The organism is Streptomyces sp. NPDC006309, assembly GCF_040613095.1.
Taxonomy (GTDB): Bacteria; Actinomycetota; Actinomycetes; order Streptomycetales; family Streptomycetaceae; genus Streptomyces.
Genome location: NZ_JBEXRO010000006.1, coordinates 273,989 through 293,850 on the forward strand (window position 1 = coordinate 273,989; position 19,862 = coordinate 293,850).

General features: G+C 73.9%; 19 protein-coding genes and 1 pseudogene. 9 read left to right on the top strand and 11 right to left on the bottom strand.

The window, feature by feature from the left end; all coding sequences use genetic code 11:
- The 3 genes from ABZ117_RS12085 to ABZ117_RS12095 form a co-directional block, all read right to left on the bottom strand.
- Entirely contained in the window at positions 1-1,236 is a 1,236-nt protein-coding gene (locus ABZ117_RS12085; protein ID WP_356819803.1) for a DUF4032 domain-containing protein, read from the bottom strand.
- Positions 1,237-1,246: 10 nt separating this feature from the next.
- A complete protein-coding gene (locus tag ABZ117_RS12090) occupies positions 1,247-2,014 on the bottom strand; it encodes an MBL fold metallo-hydrolase (protein ID WP_356819805.1) in 768 nt (255 codons plus the stop codon).
- Positions 2,015-2,111: 97 nt separating this feature from the next.
- Positions 2,112-2,741, bottom strand: a complete 630-nt coding sequence (locus ABZ117_RS12095; RefSeq protein ID WP_356819807.1) for an alpha-ketoglutarate-dependent dioxygenase AlkB — start codon at positions 2,739-2,741, stop codon at positions 2,112-2,114.
- A 126-nt stretch (positions 2,742-2,867) separates the two neighbouring features.
- Here ABZ117_RS12095 and ABZ117_RS12100 point away from each other — a divergent pair, with 126 nt between their 5' ends.
- Positions 2,868-3,491, top strand: coding sequence for a helix-turn-helix domain-containing protein (locus tag ABZ117_RS12100; RefSeq protein ID WP_356819809.1), 624 nt, complete (start codon positions 2,868-2,870; stop codon positions 3,489-3,491).
- Between the two features lie 49 nt (positions 3,492-3,540).
- Positions 3,541-5,214: an FAD-binding dehydrogenase gene (locus tag ABZ117_RS12105; RefSeq protein ID WP_356819810.1), complete on the top strand. Its 1,674-nt coding sequence runs from the start codon at positions 3,541-3,543 to the stop codon at positions 5,212-5,214.
- 3 nt (positions 5,215-5,217) lie between these two features.
- On the opposite strand, the gene ABZ117_RS12110 is transcribed toward ABZ117_RS12105, so the two are convergent.
- Positions 5,218-5,568 (bottom strand): DUF488 family protein, encoded by a 351-nt coding sequence (locus ABZ117_RS12110; protein WP_356819811.1) that lies wholly within the window; start codon positions 5,566-5,568, stop codon positions 5,218-5,220.
- Positions 5,569-5,826: 258 nt separating this feature from the next.
- Here ABZ117_RS12110 and ABZ117_RS12115 point away from each other — a divergent pair, with 258 nt between their 5' ends.
- From ABZ117_RS12115 to ABZ117_RS12125, 3 genes and pseudogenes are all read left to right on the top strand, one after another.
- Positions 5,827-7,236 carry a M1 family metallopeptidase gene (locus ABZ117_RS12115; protein ID WP_356819812.1) on the top strand — a complete coding sequence of 470 codons (1,410 nt, stop codon included), beginning with the start codon at positions 5,827-5,829 and terminating at the stop codon, positions 7,234-7,236.
- Between the two features lie 558 nt (positions 7,237-7,794).
- Positions 7,795-8,449: pseudogene (locus tag ABZ117_RS12120) on the top strand (HAMP domain-containing sensor histidine kinase); the annotation flags it as partial.
- 82 nt (positions 8,450-8,531) lie between these two features.
- A complete protein-coding gene (locus tag ABZ117_RS12125) occupies positions 8,532-8,981 on the top strand; it encodes a DUF6098 family protein (protein WP_356819813.1) in 450 nt (149 codons plus the stop codon).
- Positions 8,982-9,022: 41 nt separating this feature from the next.
- Here ABZ117_RS12125 and ABZ117_RS12130 read toward each other — a convergent pair whose 3' ends face one another.
- Together ABZ117_RS12130 and ABZ117_RS12135 are read right to left on the bottom strand one after the other, a co-directional pair.
- Positions 9,023-9,274 (bottom strand): WhiB family transcriptional regulator, encoded by a 252-nt coding sequence (locus tag ABZ117_RS12130; RefSeq protein ID WP_356819815.1) that lies wholly within the window; start codon positions 9,272-9,274, stop codon positions 9,023-9,025.
- Positions 9,275-9,654: 380 nt separating this feature from the next.
- Positions 9,655-10,542, bottom strand: a complete 888-nt coding sequence (locus ABZ117_RS12135) for a LysR family transcriptional regulator ArgP (protein ID WP_356819816.1) — start codon at positions 10,540-10,542, stop codon at positions 9,655-9,657.
- 66 nt (positions 10,543-10,608) lie between these two features.
- On the opposite strand from ABZ117_RS12135, the gene ABZ117_RS12140 reads away from it, so the two are divergent.
- Together ABZ117_RS12140 and ABZ117_RS12145 are read left to right on the top strand one after the other, a co-directional pair.
- Complete coding sequence (locus ABZ117_RS12140; RefSeq protein WP_356819818.1) at positions 10,609-11,223, top strand: LysE family transporter; 615 nt, start codon at positions 10,609-10,611, stop codon at positions 11,221-11,223.
- An 85-nt stretch (positions 11,224-11,308) separates the two neighbouring features.
- Positions 11,309-12,607 carry an MFS transporter gene (locus tag ABZ117_RS12145; protein ID WP_356819820.1) on the top strand — a complete coding sequence of 433 codons (1,299 nt, stop codon included), beginning with the start codon at positions 11,309-11,311 and terminating at the stop codon, positions 12,605-12,607.
- Between the two features lie 7 nt (positions 12,608-12,614).
- On the opposite strand, the gene ABZ117_RS12150 is transcribed toward ABZ117_RS12145, so the two are convergent.
- Together ABZ117_RS12150 and ABZ117_RS12155 are read right to left on the bottom strand one after the other, a co-directional pair.
- Positions 12,615-13,070, bottom strand: a complete 456-nt coding sequence (locus ABZ117_RS12150; RefSeq protein ID WP_356819822.1) for a cyclic nucleotide-binding domain-containing protein — start codon at positions 13,068-13,070, stop codon at positions 12,615-12,617.
- 291 nt (positions 13,071-13,361) lie between these two features.
- Positions 13,362-13,586 carry a hypothetical protein gene (locus ABZ117_RS12155; RefSeq protein WP_356819824.1) on the bottom strand — a complete coding sequence of 75 codons (225 nt, stop codon included), beginning with the start codon at positions 13,584-13,586 and terminating at the stop codon, positions 13,362-13,364.
- 123 nt (positions 13,587-13,709) lie between these two features.
- On the opposite strand from ABZ117_RS12155, the gene ABZ117_RS12160 reads away from it, so the two are divergent.
- Both ABZ117_RS12160 and ABZ117_RS12165 read left to right on the top strand, forming a co-directional pair.
- On the top strand, positions 13,710-14,150 hold the full coding sequence (locus tag ABZ117_RS12160; protein WP_356819826.1) for an ATP-binding protein: 441 nt from the start codon (positions 13,710-13,712) through the stop codon (positions 14,148-14,150).
- 233 nt (positions 14,151-14,383) lie between these two features.
- The gene (locus tag ABZ117_RS12165; protein WP_356819828.1) at positions 14,384-15,232 is read left to right on the top strand and encodes a SigB/SigF/SigG family RNA polymerase sigma factor; all 849 of its coding nucleotides are present in this window, start codon (positions 14,384-14,386) and stop codon (positions 15,230-15,232) included.
- A gap of 4 nt (positions 15,233-15,236) precedes the next feature.
- On the opposite strand, the gene ABZ117_RS12170 is transcribed toward ABZ117_RS12165, so the two are convergent.
- The 3 genes from ABZ117_RS12170 to ABZ117_RS12180 all read right to left on the bottom strand — a co-directional run bounded on the left by ABZ117_RS12170 (position 15,237) and on the right by ABZ117_RS12180 (position 19,783).
- On the bottom strand, positions 15,237-17,459 hold the full coding sequence (locus ABZ117_RS12170; protein WP_356819830.1) for an FUSC family protein: 2,223 nt from the start codon (positions 17,457-17,459) through the stop codon (positions 15,237-15,239).
- A 317-nt stretch (positions 17,460-17,776) separates the two neighbouring features.
- Positions 17,777-19,153 (bottom strand): NAD(P)/FAD-dependent oxidoreductase, encoded by a 1,377-nt coding sequence (locus tag ABZ117_RS12175; protein WP_356819832.1) that lies wholly within the window; start codon positions 19,151-19,153, stop codon positions 17,777-17,779.
- Positions 19,154-19,348: 195 nt separating this feature from the next.
- Positions 19,349-19,783: an ATP-binding protein gene (locus ABZ117_RS12180; RefSeq protein WP_356819834.1), complete on the bottom strand. Its 435-nt coding sequence runs from the start codon at positions 19,781-19,783 to the stop codon at positions 19,349-19,351.
- Between the last annotated feature and the right edge of the window lie 79 nt (positions 19,784-19,862).

Consider the following 19,862-nt stretch of genomic DNA (forward strand, 5'->3'; position numbering starts at 1 on the left):
CTACTCGGGGCTCGTCGGCTCCAGCGTGGCCCGCGCCTTGGGCAGCACCCGGTCGATGTAGTCCGTGACGGCGACGTCGAGGCCTATGTCGTGCTGGGCGCGCTCGGACAGGTACCAGCGGTGTTCGAGGAGTTCGTGGTAGATCTCCGCCGGGTCCATGGAGCCGCGCAGCTCCGGCGGCACCGCCCGTACGGTGGGCCGGAACACGTCCCGCACCCAGCGGTGGGCCAGCACCTCCGGGCGGGCGGCGAGGGGATCGGCCGGGGCGTGGTCGTCCTGGGTGGCCATCCAGCTCTCCAGGTCGTTCAGCAGCCGCCGCGCCTGGTTCTCCTCGGCGTCCAGCCCCGTCAGCCGCAGCAGCTGCCGCTGGTGGTGGCCGGCGTCGACGACCTTCGGCACGAAGGTGACGGTGTCCCCGTTGGAGGAGTGCTCGATCTGCATCTCGGCCACGTCGAAACCGAGGTTGTTCAGGCGGCGGATGCGGCGCTCGATGTAGTGGTACTTGCCCGCCGGGTACACCGAGGTGCGGGTCAGCTCCTGCCACAGCCCCTGGTAGCGGGTGCAGATCTCGTGGCCGAAGTCCACCGGGTCGACGGAGGGGTGGAGCGCGCCGGACGCCTCCAGGTCCAGCAGCTCGCCGCTGATGTTCACCCGGGCCAGGTCGAGGTCGTACTCCCGCTGCCCCGGACTGAGCCGGGGGTGCAGGTCGCCGGTCTCGGCGTCGACCAGATAGGCCGCGTAGGCGCCGGCGTCCCGCCGGAACAGGGTGTTCGACAGCGAGCAGTCACCCCAGGCGAACCCGGCGAGGTGCAGCCGCACCAGCAGCACGGCGAGGGCGTCCATCAGCCGGTGCATGGTCGCCGGGCGCATGGTCGTCTCGAACATCGACCGGTACGGCAGCGAACCGCGCAGATGCCGGGTGACCAGCACGCACTCCAGCGCGGCGCCGGAGCGGCCGGTGCGCCCGGTGACCACGGCCAGCGGGTCGACGGCGGGGATGCCGAGGCGGTCCAGGTCGCGCAGCAGCTCGTACTCGCGCAGCGCGGGGCGTTCGGCCAGTTCCTTGACGGCGATGACCTCCTCGCCTGCGCGTGCGTACCGCACGACGTGCCGGGAGATGCCGCGGGGGAGCGGCACGAGGTACTCCTCGGGCCACTCCTCCAGGGGCGTGCCCCAGGGCAGGGCGAGCAGGAGGGCGGGGTGCTCGGGGTTGGTGGCGTTGATCTGCAAGGCCATGGCACGAACCCTACGGCCCCGTACGCCTGTTCCCCGAGGCGCGTGCCCCGGCCTGCTCGGCGGCGGCCCGCACCGGGCCGCGGTGGAGGGGCCCGTGGCCGGGCAGCAGCAGGTCGCCGTCGAGCGCGGCGATCACCTCCAGGGAGGCCACCGCCCGCGCGCGCTCGTGGTGGAAGAAGTCCGGCAGCAGCTGTGGCCCCTTGATCCGCGAGGTGGCGTGCCCGCTGACCAGGGCGTCCCCGGAGACCACGATGCCCGCCTCGGGCAGGTGGTAGACGCAGTGGCCGTCGGTGTGCCCGGGGGTGTGCACGGGGACCGGCCGGCCCGGCAGGTCGAGCGCGCACTCGGCCGGGAACGGCTCGGGCGCGGTGACGGGGTGGTGCTCCGTGCCGCCGACGCGGACGACGTGCGCCGCCCAGGGCAGGACGCCGGGCCGCCAGGCGTTGCGGACCACGTCGGCGATGGTGGCCTGCTGGAGGAAGTCCCGCCGGGCGTGCGGGACCTCGGCCGGGTGCAGGTGGACGGGCGTGCCGTACGTGGCGCGCAGGTGCTCGGCCGAACCCAGGTGGTCGTTGTGCGCGTGGGTGATCAGGACGGCCGTGACCGCCTCCGGTGAACCGCCCACCCGCGCGAGGGACTCCAGCAGCCCCTGCCGGTCTCCGGGGTAGCCGGTGTCGATCAGTGTGACGGCGTCGCCGTCCTTGAGGATGACCCAGTTGGTGTGGTGGCCGTGCACCAGGTAGGTGCCTTCGGTGACTTGGCGTACGTCTGCCCGCATGTTCTCCCCGAGCCCTGAGCGGCGGTCGTCGGGGACAGCCAACCAGACGGGGCACCGTCCCGCACGGGAGGCCGGGCACGGGGCCGGTTCCGGAAGGTCAGTGCACGCCGTGCGGCCGGAACTGGATGCTGACGCGCGGTCCCGCGGCCCGGGTGGTCTTGGGCACGCAGTGCTCCCAGGTGCGCTGGCAGGAGCCGCCCATCACGATGAGGTCGCCGTGGCCGAGGGGCCGCCGGAGCGTGCCGCCGCCTCCGCCGGCCGGGCGCAGCAGCAGGTCCCGGGGTGCGCCGACGGAGAGGATCGCCACCATGGTGTCCTGGCGGGCTCCCCGCCCGATCCGGTCCCCGTGCCAGGCCACGCTGTCCCGGCCGTCGCGGTAGAAGCACAGCCCGGCGGTGGTGAAGGGCTCGCCCAGCTCCTCGGCGTAGTGCCGGGACAGGGCGGTACGGGCCTCGTCCAGGACCGGGTGGGGGAGCGGGTCCGCCGCCCCGTAGAAGGCCAGCAGGCGGGGCACGGCCACCACGTGGTCGTACATCGCGCGGCGCTCCGCCCGCCACGGCACGTCCGCCGCCAGCCGTTCGAACAGGGCGTCGGCCCCGCTGAGCCAGCCGGGCAGGACGTCGATCCAGGCGCCGGCGCCCAGCTCGGTCCGGCGCAGCCCGTCGAGCGGGCCGAGCCGCAACTCGTCGGTCTGGTCGAAAAGGGAGCCCTGGAGGTGCGTGACCATACGTCCAGCGTACTCCGTAATCGAAAGTACGTTCCTATTCGATCATCTCGTCCGGCGGCGGTCCCTACCAGCCCTTTCGATACATCGATGTATCCGATACATTCCCGTATCGAACGGAGGTCGTCGATGGAGAACGACACGCCCCCACGCGTCACCCGGCGCCGGGTCCGCACCCGCGCCCGGCTGCTCGACGCCGCCTTCCAGGTGTTCGCGGCCAAGGGCTTCGGGCGGGTCTCCATCGAGGAGGTCTGCGAGGCGGCCGGGTACAGCCGGGGCGCCTTCTACTCGAACTTCGCCACCCTCGACGAGCTGTTCTTCGCCCTCTACCGGGAACGCGCCGACCTCATCGCCTCCCAGGTGGCCGACGCGCTGGCCCAGGACGGCTCCGGCCTGGACGTGCCCGCCTCCGTGGACCGGGTCACCGAGGTGCTGCTGCTCGACGTCGACTGGCTGCTGGTCAAGACCGACTTCCTGGTGCACGCGGCCCGGGACCCGGCGGTCGCCCGCACCCTCCTCGACCACCGCACCCGGCTCCGGCGGGCCATCGCCGACCGGCTCCTGCGGACCCGGGGCCACACCGCACTCCCCGCCGTACTGGGTGACGTGGACGGCGCCGCGCACGCCGTGGTCGCCGCGTACGACGGGGTCACCACCCAACTGCTGCTGGACCGGGACGCCGAGGCCGCCCGGGTCTGGCTCAAGCAACTCCTCACCGCGCTGCTCACGGACGGCAGCCGCAACCCCGCATGATCACCGGCACGGACGGGCTCCGAGCACCGCAGGGAAGGACACAGTCGTCATGGACGCGGACGTCATCGTCGTCGGAGCGGGCCTCGCCGGCCTGGTCGCGGCACACGAACTCACCAGCCGGGGCCGCCGGGTGGCCCTGGTCGACCAGGAGAACGCCGCCAACCTCGGCGGCCAGGCGTTCTGGTCCTTCGGCGGGCTCTTCCTCGTCGACTCGCCCGAGCAGCGCCGGCTCGGCATCAAGGACTCCTTCGACCTGGCCTGGAACGACTGGCGCGGCAGCGCGCGGTTCGACCGGCTCGAGGACGAGGACAGCTGGGCGGTGCGCTGGGCCCGCGCCTACGTCGAGTTCGCGGCCGGCGAGAAGCGGTCCTGGCTGCGGGGGCACGGCATCGAGCTGCTGCCCACCGTCGGCTGGGCCGAGCGCGGCGACCTGCGGGCGGACGGGCACGGCAACTCCGTACCGCGCTTCCACATCGCCTGGGGAACCGGCACCGGTGTGGTCGAGCCGTTCGTCCGCTACGCCCGGCAGGCCGCCCGGGACGGGCTGCTGACCTTCCACCACCGCCACCGGGTGGACGAACTGGTCATCGAGGACGGCACGGCACGCGGGGTGCGCGGCACCGTCCTGGCCCCCGACGACTCCCCGCGCGGTGCCGCCTCCGGCCGCGACCGGGCCGGCGACTTCGAACTGACCGCCCAGGCCGTCGTCGTGACCACCGGCGGCATCGGCGCGAACCACGACATCATCCGCCGGTACTGGCCCGAACGGCTCGGCACGCCCCCCGCCGAGATGGTCACCGGCGTCCCGGCCTACGTCGACGGCCGCATGCTCGACATCAGCGCCGAGGCGGGCGTACGGCTCGTGAACCGCGACCGGATGTGGCACTACACCGAGGGCCTGGCGAACTGGGACCCGGTCTGGCCCGGCCACGGCATCCGCATCCTGCCCGGCCCCTCCTCCGTCTGGCTCGACGCCCTCGGCCGCCGGCTGCCCGACCCCTGCCTGCCCGGCTACGACACCCTCGGCACCCTCCGGCACCTGCGCACCACCGAGGACATCGCCGCGTACGACCACTCCTGGTTCATCCTCACCCGGAAGATCATCGAGAAGGAGTTCGCGCTCTCCGGGTCCGAGCAGAACCCCGACATCACCGCCAAGGACCGCAAGGCCGTCCTGCGCGACCGGCTGCTCGGCAGGGGCGCCCCCGGACCGGTGCGGGCCTTCCTCGACCACGGCGCCGACTTCGTCACCGCCGGGAACCTGGAGCAGCTGGTCACCCGGATGAACGCGCTCACCGGCAAGGACCTGCTGGACGCCGCCGGGGTGCGCCGTCAGATCGAGGCCCGCGACCTACAGATCGCCAACCCCTACAGCAAGGACGCCCAGATCCAGGGCATCCGCAACGCCCGCCGCTACATCGGCGACCGGCTCGGCCGGGTCGCCGCCCCGCACCGCATCCTCGACCCGGCCGCGGGCCCCCTCATCGGGGTCCGGCTGCGCGTGCTGACCCGCAAGACGCTCGGCGGCATCCAGACCGACCTCGACTCCCGCGCCCTCGGCACCGACGGCACCCCGATCGGGGGCCTGTACGCGGCGGGCGAGGTGGCCGGGTTCGGCGGGGGCGGCGTCCACGGCTACAACGCACTGGAGGGCACCTTCCTCGGCGGCTGCCTGTTCTCGGGCCGGGCCGCGGGCCGGCACGCCGCCCGCCTCACGGCCTGAACGTCAGCTCCGCAACAGGTCCAGCAGGACGTGGGCGTGGCTCTTCCCGGGGGCCTTCGACGCCGTCAGCAGGGTCACCGGGCCGCCGCGGGCCGACTCCCGGAGGCCGTCGAGCAGCTCGGCGGCCTCCGGGGCGGCCAGTTCCGCCTCGTACCGGCGGCGGAACTCGTCGTACCCGCCCTCGCCGGCGTGGTACCAGCGGCGCAGTTCGGTGGACGGGGTGAGCGCCTTGGGCCACTCGTCGACGTGCGCCGCGTCCTTGGCGAGGCCGCGCGGCCACAGCCGGTCGACCAGGACGCGCAGGCCGTCGTCCGGCTCGGGCGGTTCGTAGATCCGGCGCAGGCGCACGCTCACGCTGGGGGCCCCTCTCGGGTCGCGGACGGTGCCGCGAGCGTACTGCGGCACGCCCCGCCCACCGCGCGGTGACGCGACTCGACCCGGCCGAAGGCCCCACCCGGGGGAGCGGCCTGCCTCGTGCGGTGACGCGACACGTCCCGGCCCAAGGCCCCACCCGGGCCGGCACACGACTTGACCGGAACAAGGGGGAGGCCGGGGCCCCGCCCCGCCTAGTCTGGCGGCCAGTCGATCACCGGCCACCCCGGAGGAACGCACGTGACGCCACCGCGCAGACAGCCCGCCCGACGCCGTACCGCCGCCCTCGCCACCGTCCCCGTCGCCGTCGCCGCTCTCCTCGGCGCCGCCGGACCCGCCGCGCCGGGCACCACCGGCGCGGCCGGCGCGGGCGACCCCTACTTCCCGCTCAGCGGCAACGGCGGCTACCACGTCCGCCACTACGGCCTGACGCTCCGTTACGACACCAGCTCCCGCCGCCTGGACGCCACCGCCGTCCTCACCGCCCGCGCCACCCAGCGGCTCACCCGCTTCGACCTCGACCTGAAGGGCCTGAAGGTCACCTCCGTCACCGTCGACCGCGCCACCGCGGCGTTCCGGCGCGACGGCCAGGAACTCGTCATCACGCCCCGCCACGCCCTGCGCCCGGGCCGCGGGTTCCGCGTCGCGGTCGCCTACCACGGCAACCCGGAGCCGGTCACCGACCCCGACGGCTCGGCCGACGGCTGGATCCCCACCGACGACGGCGCGTTCGTCGCGGGCGAGCCGCAGGGCGCGATGACCTGGTTCCCGGCCGACGGCCACCCCAAGGACAAGGCGTCGTACGACTTCACCATCACCGTCCCGAAGGGGCGCACCGCCGTCGCCAACGGCGTCCTGCTCGGGCAGCACACCGCCCACGGCACCACCACCTTCCGCTGGCGCGAGACCCGGCCCATGGCCGCCTACCTGGCCACCGCCACCATCGGGAAGTTCCGGGTCGAGCGGTACACCACCCGCGACGGCATCCAGGTGTACAACGCCGTCGACGCCCGGGAGGCGCGCGCCGCCGCACCCGTCCTGCGCGAACTCCCCTCCGTACTGGATTGGGAGAGCACGCTGTTCGGGCCGTACCCGTTCCGGGCCGCGGGCTCGATCGTCGACCACGCCCCGGACGTCGGCTACGCCCTGGAGACCCAGACCCGGCCCGTCTACGACTCCGCACCCGACCTCCCCACCCTCGTCCACGAGAACGCCCACCAGTGGTTCGGCGACTCGGTCTCACTGACCACCTGGAAGGACATCTGGCTCAACGAGGGCTTCGCCACCTACGCCGAGTGGCTCTACACCGAGCAGCACGGCGGCCGCAGCGCCCAGCGGGCCTTCGACGCCCTCTACGCCCGCCCCGCGAGCGACGGCCTGTGGGCCTACCCGCCCGGCGACCCCGGCAGCGGCGCCCGCATCTTCGGCACGCCCGTCTACGCCCGCGGCGCCATGGCGTTGCACGAGCTGCGTCGGGCCGTCGGCGACCGGGACTTCCTCCGCGTCCTGCGCGCCTGGGCGACCGGGCACCGCGGTGGCCACGGGACGACGGCACAGTTCGTCAGGCTTGCCGAACGCACCTCGGGGAAGCAGCTGGAAGGACTGTTCCGCACCTGGCTGTACGCGCCGGGAAAACCGGACAGCCCCTGAACCCTGACCAGTTCCACACATCCGGCGAGCAAGATCGACCCATGATCCGACGCAGAACCGCCGTCACCGCCCTCGCCTCCCCGCTGCTGCTCACCGGCTGCGGCGGCGGAGCCGAGGCGACCGAGCGCCGGGAGCCGTCCCGCCGTCCGGCGCCGGCGCCCGCACACCCGACGTCCACACGGCCGGCCCCCCAGGGCATACCCGGTCTCGGCCCCCGACGGTCCGCGGAGATACCCGCGCGCTGCACGCAGGCCGTCGTCGTCACCGGACGCGGCAGGAACTCCCCGCACTGCACCGTCGTGCTGCACCGGCGCACCCCCGACGGCTGGCAGGCGGGCCCCGCCTGGCCCGCCCACAACGCGCTGCACGGCTGGAGCGACCACCACACGTCCGGCGACCTGCGCTCCCCGCTCGGCGTCTACACCCTCTCCGACGCCGGCGGCCGGCTCCCGGACCCCGGCAGCAGACTCCCGTACCACCACTCCGGCGGGTTCCGCTCGCCCGGCACCGGCTTCCGGGGCGAGCCGCTGGAAGGTTCCTTCGACTACGTCGTCGCCCCACGAGCTGCGCAGCCCGCTCACCAACATCCGCGGCTGGCTGGAGGTCGTACGCGACGGGCTTGTGGACCCCGCCCCGGACCCCCCTGCACGAGGAGGCGCTCGTCCTCCAGCGGATCACCGACGACCTCCAGGACCTCGCCGCCGCCGACGCCGGCACCCTGCGCCTGCACCACGAGCCGCTGCGCGCCGGTGATCTGCTCGACCAGGTCGCCGCCGCGCACCGGGTCGCCGCCGGCACCGCCGGAGTCGTCCTGCGCACCGACGCCGATGCCGACGGCGTGGCCTGACTGGACGCCGACCCGGTGCGGATGCGGCAGGCGCTGGGGAACCTGGTCTCCAACGCGCTGCGGCACACCCCCGCCGGCGGCGCCGTCACGCTGGCCGCCCGCCGCGACGGCGACGACGTCGTCCTCACCGTCTCCGACACCGGCCACGGCATCCCGCCCGAGGACCTGCCGCGCGTCTTCGACCGGTTCTGGCGTGCCGAGAAGTCCCGCAGCCGGCGCACCGGCGGCAGCGGCCTCGGCCTGCCGATCGTCCGCCACCTGCTCGCCGCGCACGGCGGTACGGCCGAGGCCGCGAGCGAGCCCGGCGCGGGCGCGGTCTTCACGCTGCGGCTGCCCGGCGCGCCGCCGCCCGGCGAGGCGGCCTGAGAGCCGGACGTCCCCCGTCCGGTTGTCGGCGCGCGCCATGGGTACTCCGGTCGCGCACCGCGCAGCCGAGGGAGGTCATGCCATGAGCACAGCGGACGACCTGCCGGTCGTGTCCACGCTGGACGAAGTGGCCCGCCTGGTGGAACGGCACCGGGGTCTGTACGTGCGCTGGTCCAGGGGGCCCGCCACGGACCTCGACCGCGTCTCCAGCACCGACGAGCTGACCGGCGTCCCCATGCCCGGGCTGTCCGCCAACCCGCTCGACGTGGAGTCCTGGTGGGAGGACCGGTCCCGGGAGCTGTGGGTGGCGCGCCGCCTGTACGACTACGCGCACCTGCCGCACGAGAAGGGCCCCGGCGTCCGTCCCTGGGTCCTCACGGGCCGGGAGACGGGCCGGGGCCCTGACAACGAACCGCTCGTGGCCGATGTCGAGCCGCTGTGCTGGATCGCGGGCGACGTGATCGACGCGGCGAAGGCCGAGGTGGCCCGGCAGGAGCGGGAGTGGGGCACCCTGCGCCGCGGGAGCCGCTGACCGGGCCGCCGGGGTCGCCGGGCCTCCGCCGTCGCCGCCGGTCACCCGGAGCGCGGCCGGGAGCGGGCGCGGCGGCGCAGCGCCCGGCGTTCCAGCTCAGTCGTCCCACCCCAGACGCCGATGCTCTGGTCCGTGTCCAGTGCCCAGCCGAGGCACTGCCGGCGGACCGGGCAGTGCCCGCACACCGCCTTGGCCTGCTGGGTCTGCACCTGTGCCGGACCGGTGGTGCCGATCGGGAAGAACAGGTCGGGGTCCTCTTGACGGCACGCGGCGTGGTCGCGCCAGTTGTCCATGGGAATCTCCTGGATCGGGTCGAAGTCGTCCGTGCCTGCCGAAAGTGTGCTGGGGTGCGGGTGACCGGTCGCGACGGGGTGAAACGGCACAACCGGAGGAGATCGTGCGGCGAGTGCGTGCCGGTCGCCCCGGGCCGCACGCGGGACGGCGCCGCAGCCGTGCGCGGTCAACGGGCCCCGAGGCGGGGCGCGGCGGCCCGCCCGGCGCCCGACCGGGTTACGGGGGAGGGGAGTTGGGGCCGGGGTACGGGGCGTCCGGGCGGCCGCCTCCCCACCACCCGGACCGCGTCCGCCCCGCCACGGCCCCCCGCCCGCCCGGCAGATGACCGAATCACGGATTCCCGGCGCTGCGGTGCCTCAGTGCCCCGGGTCCCGGTGGCTCAGCGGCGCAGCGCCTCGGCCGCGGACGCCGTCACCGCGTCGGCCAGGGCCGCCAGCGCGGGCGAGTCGAGCTTCCACTGCTGCCAGTACAGGGCGAGGTCCGTCCACTCACCGGGGGCGAGCACGGCCAGCCGCCCCTGCTCCAGCAGCGGGCCGGCCTGCGCCTCCGGGATCATGCCCCAGCCGAGCCCCGCGGCGACCGCGTCCAGGAACCCCTCGGAGGTGGGCACCAGGTGCCGGTGGGGACCGGCGGACCCGTGGCCCAGCCGGCGCACGAAGCCGTCCTGGAAGTCGTCCTTGCGGTCGAAGACCACGACGGGCGCCCGGGGCAGCGCCTCGGCCAGGGGCCGCCCGGCCAGGTGGGTGGCGGTGAACCCGGGGGCGGCCACGGGCAGATAGCGCATCCGGCCGAGCGGCCGGACCGTGCAGCCGGGCACCGGGTCGGGGGACGAGGTCACCGCCGCCATCACCAGGCCCTCCCGGAGCAGCGCCGCCGTGTGGTCCTCGTCCTCCCGGTGCAGTTCGTAGCAGAGGCCCGCGACCCGGGACAGCGCCGGCAGGAACCAGGTCGCCAGCGAGTCGGCGTTCACCGCGACCGACACCCGTGTCGGCTCCCCGGTGCCGTTCAGCCCCAGCTCGCCCCACGCGTCCCGCTCCAGCCGGGCCAGTTGCCGGGCGAACCGCACCAGCACCGCGCCGGACTCCGTGGGCCGTACCGGCTTGGTGCGCTGGAGCAGCACCCGGCCGGTGCGCTGCTCCAGCGCCTTGACCCGCTGGCTGACCGCCGACGGCGTCACGTGCAGGGCGGCGGCGGCCGCGTCGAAGGTGCCCTCGTCCACCACGGCCAGCAGGGTGCGCACCTGCTCCAGGGGGAGCTCGCTCATCATGAGGACTAAGGGTACGTAAGAATCTTTAGCTGTACTTGCGCCTGTGCCCTGCCTAGCGTCGACGGCATGAACCACGCCCTGACCGCCGCGGCCGCCGGATTCGGCACCGGCCTCTCCCTGATCGTCGCCATCGGTGCCCAGAACGCCTTCGTCCTGCGCCAGGGGGTGCGCCGCGACGCCGTCCTCACCGTGGTCGGCATCTGCGCCCTGTCGGACGCGCTGCTCATCGCACTCGGTGTCGGCGGGGTCGGCGCGGTCGTGGTGGCCTGGCCGGGCGCCCTGCGGGCGGTGGGGATCGTGGGCGGTGCCTTCCTGCTCTGCTACGGCGCCCTGGCCGCCCGCCGGGTGCTCAAGGCCGGGACCGGGCTGCGGGCGGAGGGGGAGGCGACCGGCTCCCGGCGCCGGGCGGTGCTCACCTGCCTGGCGATGACCTGGCTGAACCCGCACGTCTACCTGGACACCGTGTTCCTGGTCGGCTCCCTCGCCGCCGACCGCGGCCCGCTGCGCTGGACGTTCGGGCTCGGTGCCGCACTCGCCAGCGTGTGCTGGTTCTCCGCCCTCGGCTTCGGGGCCCGGCTGCTCGGCCGGTTCCTGGCCCGGCCGGGCGCCTGGCGGATGCTGGACGGCCTGGTCGCCGTCACCATGCTCATCCTGGGCGTGACCCTGATCACCGGTTCCTGAGCGGAATCCGTTCGGTGCGCACGGGTGCCCCTGGAATAGTTAGGCTCTCGAAGCGAAAAAGATGTAACGAGCAACCAGGACACCCGTGGACACGAGCGAGAGCAGCACCGGAACCGACCCCGAGGCACCGGCGGCGCGGACCGCGCCCGGGCGTGGCCGGCGCCGCTGGGCGATGGACACCCGCCCCCTGCGGATCCCCGCCTACCGGCGCCTGTGGTCGTCGACCATCGTCACCGCCGTCGGCAGCCAGCTCACCGCCGTCGCCGTACCCAAGCAGATCTACGACATCACCCACTCCTCCGCCTGGGTCGGCTACGCGAGCCTCGCCGGCCTCCTGCCCATGGTGGCCTTCGCGCTGTGGGGCGGGGCGGTCGCCGACGCCGTGGACCGCCGCAAGCTGCTGCTGGTCACCAACACCGGCATCGCCGTGACCTCACTGCTGTTCTGGGCGCAGGCCGTCACCGGCCTCGACTCCGTCGTGGTCCTGATGGTGCTGCTCGCGCTGCAACAGGCGTTCTTCGGGCTGAACTCCCCGGCGCGCAGCGCCTCCATCGCCCGTCTGGTCCCCGTCGAGCAGTTGCCGGCCGCCAACGCGCTCGGCTCCACGGTGATGCAGACCGGGCTGGTGGCGGGCCCGTTGCTGGCCGGCGTGCTGATCCCGGTCACCGGACTGCCCGCGCTGTACCTCGTCGACGCGCTGGCCCTGTGCGTGACCGTCCGGGCCGTCTTCCGGCTGCCCGCGCTGCCGCCGCTGGGCGGATCCGCCGCCCGCCGGGCCGGGGTGCGCGAGATAGCGGCCGGGTTCCGCTACATCGCCCGGCACAAGGTGCTGCTGCTGTCCTTCCTCGCCGACATCGTCGCGATGGTCCTCGGCATGCCCCGCGCCCTGTTCCCGCAGCTGGCCGCGCAGACGTACGGCTCGTACGGCGAGGGCCTCGCGCTCGGTGTGCTGTTCGCGGGCATCCCGGTCGGCGCGGTGCTCGGCGGGCTGTTCTCCGGCGTGTTCTCGCGGGCCCGCCGGCACGGCTGGATGGTCATCGGCGCGGTCGTCGGCTGGGGCGCGGCCGTCGCCGGGTCAGGGCTGAGCGGCAACCTGTGGGTGGCCATGGCCTTCCTCGCCGTGGCCGGGGTCGCCGACATGGTCTCGATGGTGTTCCGCGGCGCCATTCTGCTGTCCGCCGCGACCGACGAGATGCGCGGGCGAATGCAGGGGGTGTTCACGGTGGTCGTGGCGGGCGGGCCGCGCCTGGCCGACGTGCTGCACGGCACGGCCGGCTCGGCGTTCGGCCCGCGGGCCGCCGTCGCGGGCGGCGGCGCGCTGGTCGTCGTCGTGATGCTCGCGCTGGCGGCCGCGGTCCCGGCGCTGCGCCGCTACCGGATCTGACGAGGGGCTACAGCGGTCCCCGCCGGCGGATCGCGTACTGGTCCATCAGCTTCCCGCGGGTCGTCTCCAGACGGTGGGCGAGGATCTCGGCCACCGTCCGCACCAGCGAGAGCCCGAGCAGCGGATCCTCCACGCACAGCGCGAGCACCGACGGCCCGTCGAACTCGTAGGCGCGCACGTTGCTGAAGGCGACGGCGCCGAAGTCCCACCGGTACGGCGGGAACAGCCAGGACCAGCCGAGCATGTCGCCCGCGCCGAGCGTGGCCACGGTCACCCGCTGCCGGGAGGTCACCTCCTGGTCGAGGTGGACCGCACCCGAACGGACCACCCAGAACCGGTCGGCGGTGCCGCCCGCCTCGAAGATGCGGCTGTCCTCCGGGAAGGACGCCTCCTTGGCCAGCTCCATCAGTCGCTCGCGCTGTGCCTGGGGGAGGGCGGTGAGCAGTTTGATCGCTTTGGTCATGCGCGGGGCTCCTCGCCGGCGGCGGTTGCGGTTCGGGTGGTGTCGCTAAGCCCATTTCAGCCGCTGCCGCCGCGCCGGGCACCTCGAAGGGAGGGGGTCGGCGTGTTTCCCGCGCCGCCGCGGGCAGCAAAAAGCCCTGGCTGGACGGGGGAGGCCAGCCAGGGCCGTATGCGGTGACGCGGGGAGGGGGGAAGGACGGTTCCGCGCCGCTCCGGCATCACGTATGTATGAATACTAAACCATCTCGGGTGCTGGTGTATCCCCAGAACCAGGTCGGGTGACCTGCTTCACTCAGCCGGTCCGCGCGGGGTCCCCGCCGGGGTTCACGATCTCGTCCAGCACCCGCTGCACCGCCGCGTACGTCTCCGCCCGGACCGCCGCCTCCCGCGCCCCCTCGGGGTCCGTGGCCGTCAGGCCCTGGGCCCGCCCCCGCCAGGACCGCTCCTCCTCGGCCGCGCAGTCCCGGCCCCGCCGGATCCGCCGCAACAACTCGTCCGCATCCACGACATCCGTCATGCCGACCGGATACCCGCGCGGCGCGCGGTGATGACAGGCGCGCCGCGGGTGTTTGGGGCCGCCCGGATGGGCTAGCCGAAAAGGGAAGGATCTGCGAAACGGGTACAGATCGGGAGGAAAAGGATGCTCGACAAGCATCACACCGGCCCCTCCGTCGGCCCCTCCGTCACCCTGGCGGAACCGCCCCGGCGGCTGCCGCGCCGGTCGGCCGACGCCCGCAGAACGGTCGAGCGTGTGATGACCGAACGGTGCCGTGCCCGCTCCCTGCCCTGTCCGCCGCGGGCGGTGGCGGACGCGCTCCTGGTCACCTCCGAGCTCGCCACCAACGCCCTGGTGCACGGCGGCGGCATCACCGGCTTCGACGTCGACGTGGACCCCGGCGGTGTCCGGGTCTCGGTGAGCGACCAGAGCGACGCGTTCCCGGTGACCCGTCCGGACCGGCGGGACCGCGTGCGGCCCGGCGGCCGCGGCTGGTCCCTGGTGTGCCGCCTGGCCCGGGAGGTCCGGGTGGCCGCGCTGCCCCGTGGCGGCAAGCGCATCACGGCCGTCGTGCCACTGCGCTGAAGCGGTTCTTGAAGTTCCGCTCTGCGGCGTTTGCCCGTGAGGGCGAGGGGCAGACGGAACTTCGTGCTTCGGACTGGAGGCGCGCGCCCGGCGGGTGTCATCACCGCCGCCCGGGCCCGCTTCCGGCGGGCCGGCGGCTCACCCGCGGGGACCCCTGACACCACCGTTCGGGCCAGGACCCGGAACCAGATTCCGGCGCAGTGCCCTGAAACCCCGTTCAGGAGCGATTCCGCATGCTGACCGACATGTCGACAAGCCGTCCCGGCGCGACCACCACCGGCGCCCCCGCCGCGCCCGGCCGGCGGAGCCATGACGACGCCCCCGAGACCGCGGAACTCTTCGCCCGGCTGGCGGAGCTGGACGACGGCCCCGAGCGCGATGCCGTACGGGACGAACTCGTCACCGCGTGGCTGCCCATGGCCCACCGCATCGCCGGCCGGTTCCGTGACCGCGGGGAGTCCGTCGAGGACCTGCGGCAGGTGGCCGCGCTCGGCCTGGTGAAGGCGATCGACCGGTTCGACCCGTCCCGCGGGGCTTTCGAGAGCTACGCGGTGCCGACCATCACCGGCGAGGTGAAGCGGCACTTCCGCGACCGGATGTGGGCCCTCAGGGTGCCGCGCCGGGTGCAGGAGCTGCGCAACCGGGTGCGGGTGGCCCGGCGCGAACTCACCCAGAACCCCGGCAGTCCCGAGCCCAGCGTCGCCGATGTCGCCGCCCACACCGGGCTCACCGAGGAAGAGGTGTCCGCGGGCATCGAGGCGCTGGAGAGCTTCAGCACCCTGTCGCTGGACGCCGAACTCTCCGCCGCCGAGGACGGCTACAGCCTCGCCGACACGCTCGGCGCCGCGGAGCCCTCGTACGATGTCGTCATCGACCGCGAGGCCGCCAAGGAAGGTCTGCGCCGGCTGCCCGAGCGCGAGCGGGCCATCCTGTACATGCGGTTCTTCGAGGACATGACGCAGAGCCGCATCGCCGACCGGCTCGGCATCTCCCAGATGCACGTCTCCCGGCTCATCAGCCGCAGCTGCGCCCGCGTCCGCGACGAGGCGCTCGGCAACCGCCGCCCCGGCGAGCCGCGGTGAGCGCTCACCTGCCCGGCGCCGCCGGACCGCCGGCGACGCCCAACGGCCGGGCCAGGCCGGAGACCGCCTCGTCCAGGCGCTGGAGATGGCGCAGCACCCGGTCGGTCACGCGGCCGTAGCGCGGGGTGCGCAGGGTGCCCGGCTCCAGCATCGACGCGATGCTGGGGCCGCTCTCCATCTCCGCCGTGGACCTCGGGTCCCCCACGTGCGCGGCGATAACCCCGATGTTGTGCACGATCCGCGCGCACGCCCCGCGCAGCCGCGGGTCCGCCGCGATCGACGGATGCGTCGGCAGCAGCTCCGCCGTGGCCGCCAGGGACCGCCCGTGGTACGCGCACGTCTCCAGCAGCGCGACCACGTACCGGGCGGTGTTCCGCCGGGAGCGCAGCGGGGTGATCGGGTGGGTCAGCGGCTGGACCGCCGCGCGCAGGTCGGCCAGCGCCTGGTCCAGCTCGCGCGCCTGCTCCACCAGGTCGCCGCCCGTCCCGCCGCTGAGCTGGTCGACGGCGCCCCGTGTGACGTCGGCGAGCCGGTCCAGGACCGCGACCAGGAGATCGTTGGTACGGCGGTCGGTGTGGACCGGAAGCACCACCGCCGCCGCGATCACCCCGCAGGCCGCGCCGAGCGCCGTCTCCTCGATCCGCAGCACCAGCACCGCCGCGCTGTAGGTGTTCAGCAGCGTGTACAGCAGGCCCAGCATGGCCGTCACGAAGAACGACATCAGCGTGTACGACAGCGGCGCGGTGTAGAACATCGCGAAGATGAACAGCAGCACCAGCGCGAACGCCGTCCACGTATGGGGTCCGACCAGCGCGGCGAGCCCGATGCCGGCCACCACGCCGAGCACCGTGCCCAGCAGCCGCCGGTAGCCCTTCACCAGGATCTCGCCGGTGGAGGCGGTGTTGAGGAACACGATCCAGCAGGTCAGCACCGCCCAGTACCAGCGCTGGCTGGACAGCAGCTCGCCGCCGGTGATCGCCAGCGCGGAGCCGACGGCGACCTGGACCGCGGCCCGGGTGGTGGGCCGTTGCAGACCGGCCGGCTCCGCATCCTCCCGCTCGGCCTCCTCGCTCACCTCGATGGCGGCGTCCTCCGCGTCCAGTTCCTCGCGGGAGCGGATGGTCGCCGGGCTGTCGTCCGACTCGTCCTGCGGGCCGTCCAGGGCGAGCCGCAGGCCCAGCGCGGCCCGGGCGGCCTCGCCGAGGCCGCGGAAGACGTCCTGCACGGCCGGTGGGGCCGCGGGCAGGTTCTCCTCGTCCCGGTAGCCGAGCAGCCGGTTGCGTACGTGGGCGAGCGCGGTCCCCGCGGCCTCACCGGCGGGCCGCAGCATCAGCAGCCGCAACGCCCCCAGGTCCCGGCGCAGCGCGGCCGTCGCCTCGTCCGTCACCGGCAGCGTGCCCGCGGAGGGCACGGGGGCGCCGGGCAGGTGCAGGGTGAGGGTGTCGGTGCGCTCGGCGCTGCGCGCGGTGAGCAGCAGCAGGCCGAGCCGCTCGGCCGCGATCTCGGCGTCGGCGATCCGGCGCTGGAGCAGCCGGGCCGTCGCCGCGTCGGAGGTGCCGTCCTCGAGCCGTCCCTGGATGAGCAGGGCCGTCTCGTGCAGGCGCGCGGTGCCGGTGCGCAGGTCGTCCAGGACCTTCTCGGCCGCGTCGGGCCCGGCGTCCAGCAGCTCGGCCTGGGTGGCGACGAGCTGGGCCAGCCGGGCGCGGAACGCCCGCCGCAGCCGGTCCAGGGTGCCCGCCGGGGTCTGCGGCAGCACCACGAACCGGGCGGTCGCGCTGCACGCGAACGCCACGCAGAGGACGCCGGACAGCGCGGGCAGCGTGGACACGGTCGCGTGCACGAACAGGGAGAGGAAGTAGATCTGGAAGCCGATCAGCCCCAGGGCGGTGCCGCGGTCGCCGAACCGGCGGCCGTAGACGGCGCTGAAAATGAGGGCGACGAAGAACAGGTCTCCGGCGACGACCTGTCGGTTCAGCAGCGCGCCCAGCGCCACCGAGGCCAGGGCGACGGGAAGGCCGAGCGCGAGGGTCACGGCCTGCGGGCCGCGCTGCTTCTCCCGGATGGCGAAGGTGGCGACCATGGCCGCCATCGCGCCGGCCACCAGCTGGGGCACCGGCACCCGCAGCGCGGCGAGCACCGCGAGGGTGAGAGCGATGGCGGCGACCGTGCGCAGCCCGGCGGTCAGCCGCAGCAGCCCCGGATCCGAGGCCGCGATCCGGTCCCACATCCGTACCCGTCCCGACCGTCCCGCTGCCCTCACGCCGCCGCGCTCTCTCTCCCGTGCCGGAAAATGATCTCCGACCCAGCATCGCACGCGTCGCCCGGCTGCTCGCCCCCGGCCGGGGCGGCGGTCACCGGGGCGCCGGCGTGCCCGTGCCCGGGGCCGTGCCGGGACCTGGGCCGGGCCATCGGCGCCGGGCCCCGCACAGCCTTCCGGGTCATGCCGGGGTGTTCCGTTCCGTGTGACGCGGTGTGCGGTCACGGGAGAAGACCGCCGGTCCGGTCGGGACCGATCGGCGGCCTTCTCCGGTGACCTGCCTCATATCAGGACTGGTTGAGCGCCCCGCCCTCCACCCGGGCCCGCACCTGCTCCGGCGTCAGGTACGAGTCGGTGAACTCGAAGTCCTTCAGCCGGGCGGGCTTGCGGGCCTGGAAACCGGTGCGCACGAAGTCGTCGCCCGCGACCGCGTTCAGCAGCCAGTTGGTCATCACCCGGGTCTTGGCGACGTTGGTGCGCAGGGCCGACCAGTGGTAGCCGCGGGCCACCGCCTGCGCAGGAATCCCGCGCAGCTCGATACCCAGCGGCTTGGACACCGCGTCCTTGCCGCCGAGGTCGACGACGAGGCCCAGGTCCTTGTGCTCGTACGGCTGGAGGGGGTGGCCGTGCAGTGCCGCGATGACGTTGTCGGCGACCTTCCGGCCCTGCCGCATGGCGTGCTGTGCGGTGGGCGGGCAGACCGCGCCCTCCTGGCCCTTCGCCAGATCCGGTACGGCGGCCGAGTCGCCGAGCGCGAACACGCCGTCATGGCCCGGCAGGCACATCTCCGCGGTGACCGCCAGCCGGCCGCGGACCGTCTCCGCGCCGAGCGTGGCCATCAGCGGGCTGGCCACCACGCCCGCCGTCCAGATCAACGTGTGCGTCGGCACGACCCGGCCGTCGGTGAAGGTGACCTCCTCCGGGCCGGCCTTGTCGATCGACACGCCCAGCGAGACCTCGATCCCGCGCCGCCTGAGGATCTCCTGCGCGCTGCGGCCGAGCTTGTCGCCCAGTTCCGGCATGAGCTTGGGGGCGATGTCGATCAGGTGCCACTTGATCAGGCCCGGGTCCAGGCGCGGATAGCGCTGTACGGCCGCGTGCGTGAGCCGTTGCAGACAGGCCGCCGTCTCGGTGCCGGCGTAGCCGCCGCCCACCACCACGAACTGGAGCCGCGCGGCCCGCTCGGCCGGGTCGTCGCTGGCGTCGGCGAGGTCGAGCTGCGAGATGACGTGGTCGCGGATGTAGGCGGCCTCGGCGAGCGTCTTCATGCCGAAGGCGTGCTCGGTCAGGCCCGGGATGTCGAAGGTGCGGGTCACGCTGCCCGGGGCCAGCACGATGTAGTCGTAGGCCTCGTTGACGATCTTGTCAGTGATGGTGCGGATGACGCACACCTTGGCCTTCGGGTCCACCCCGATCGCACCGCCCGGGATGATCCGCGTGCGGTACTTGCTGCTGCGCCGCAGGGAGAGGGCGATCGACTGCGGCGTGAGCACGCCGGAGGCGACCTGGGGCAGCAGCGGGAGGTAGAGCTGATAGGCGAACGGCGTCACCAGCGTGACGTCGGCCTCGCCGGGGGCGAGTTTCCGCTCCAGGCGGCGGACGCACTCCACTCCGGCGAAGCCTGCGCCCACCACCAGGATCCTGGGTCGTGTCACGGTGTTCATCCCTTTCTGCGGCTCCGGGCGGTCCGACTCGACGCCGTTCGCCTGCCCTGGATCGCTGTGCACCCACTCCGATCCCACCGTGCCTCCAGCCGTTCCGCCAGCCGGGTCCGGCAGGCAGACGAACGCGTGGGGATCAACGTGCCCCCGCAGAGGGCGGAGTAACCGGTTGACGTACACCTACACGTCGAACGCCCGTCACCAGGGCAGGAACACGTGGATGTCCTTGCCGCCCTCGTGCACGACGACGCTCACCTGGGTGCACAGGGTGTGCACCAGGTGCCAGCCGATGCCGCCGCCGCCCGTACGCGGGTGGAAGGGCCGCGGCTCCGGCTTGGTCGTGTTCGTGTCGCGCACCGTCACGTGCACCCCGTCGAAGGTGCGGCGCATCCGCAGGTCGAACGGGCCGGGCGCGTACTGGATCACGTTCGCGGCCAGCTCCGTCACGACCAGCAGGATGTCGTCCCAGTACTCGGGCGCGGCCGGCGGCGCGCTCACGGCGAGCGCCCCCAGGTACTTCTCCGCCGCGAGCCGGGCCTCCGTGACGTTGCGCAGTTCGCCCGCGAAGGAGAACGTACGCTCGTACCTCTCCTCCGAGGGCGGTGTCTCGTCCCAACGCGGCTCCGTCGCCATCTCGCATTCCCCGGTCCGGGCGGAAAAGGGCCGGCCCGGCCCCTTGCCGACCAGGACGGTCGTCGTTGCTGATCTCTGC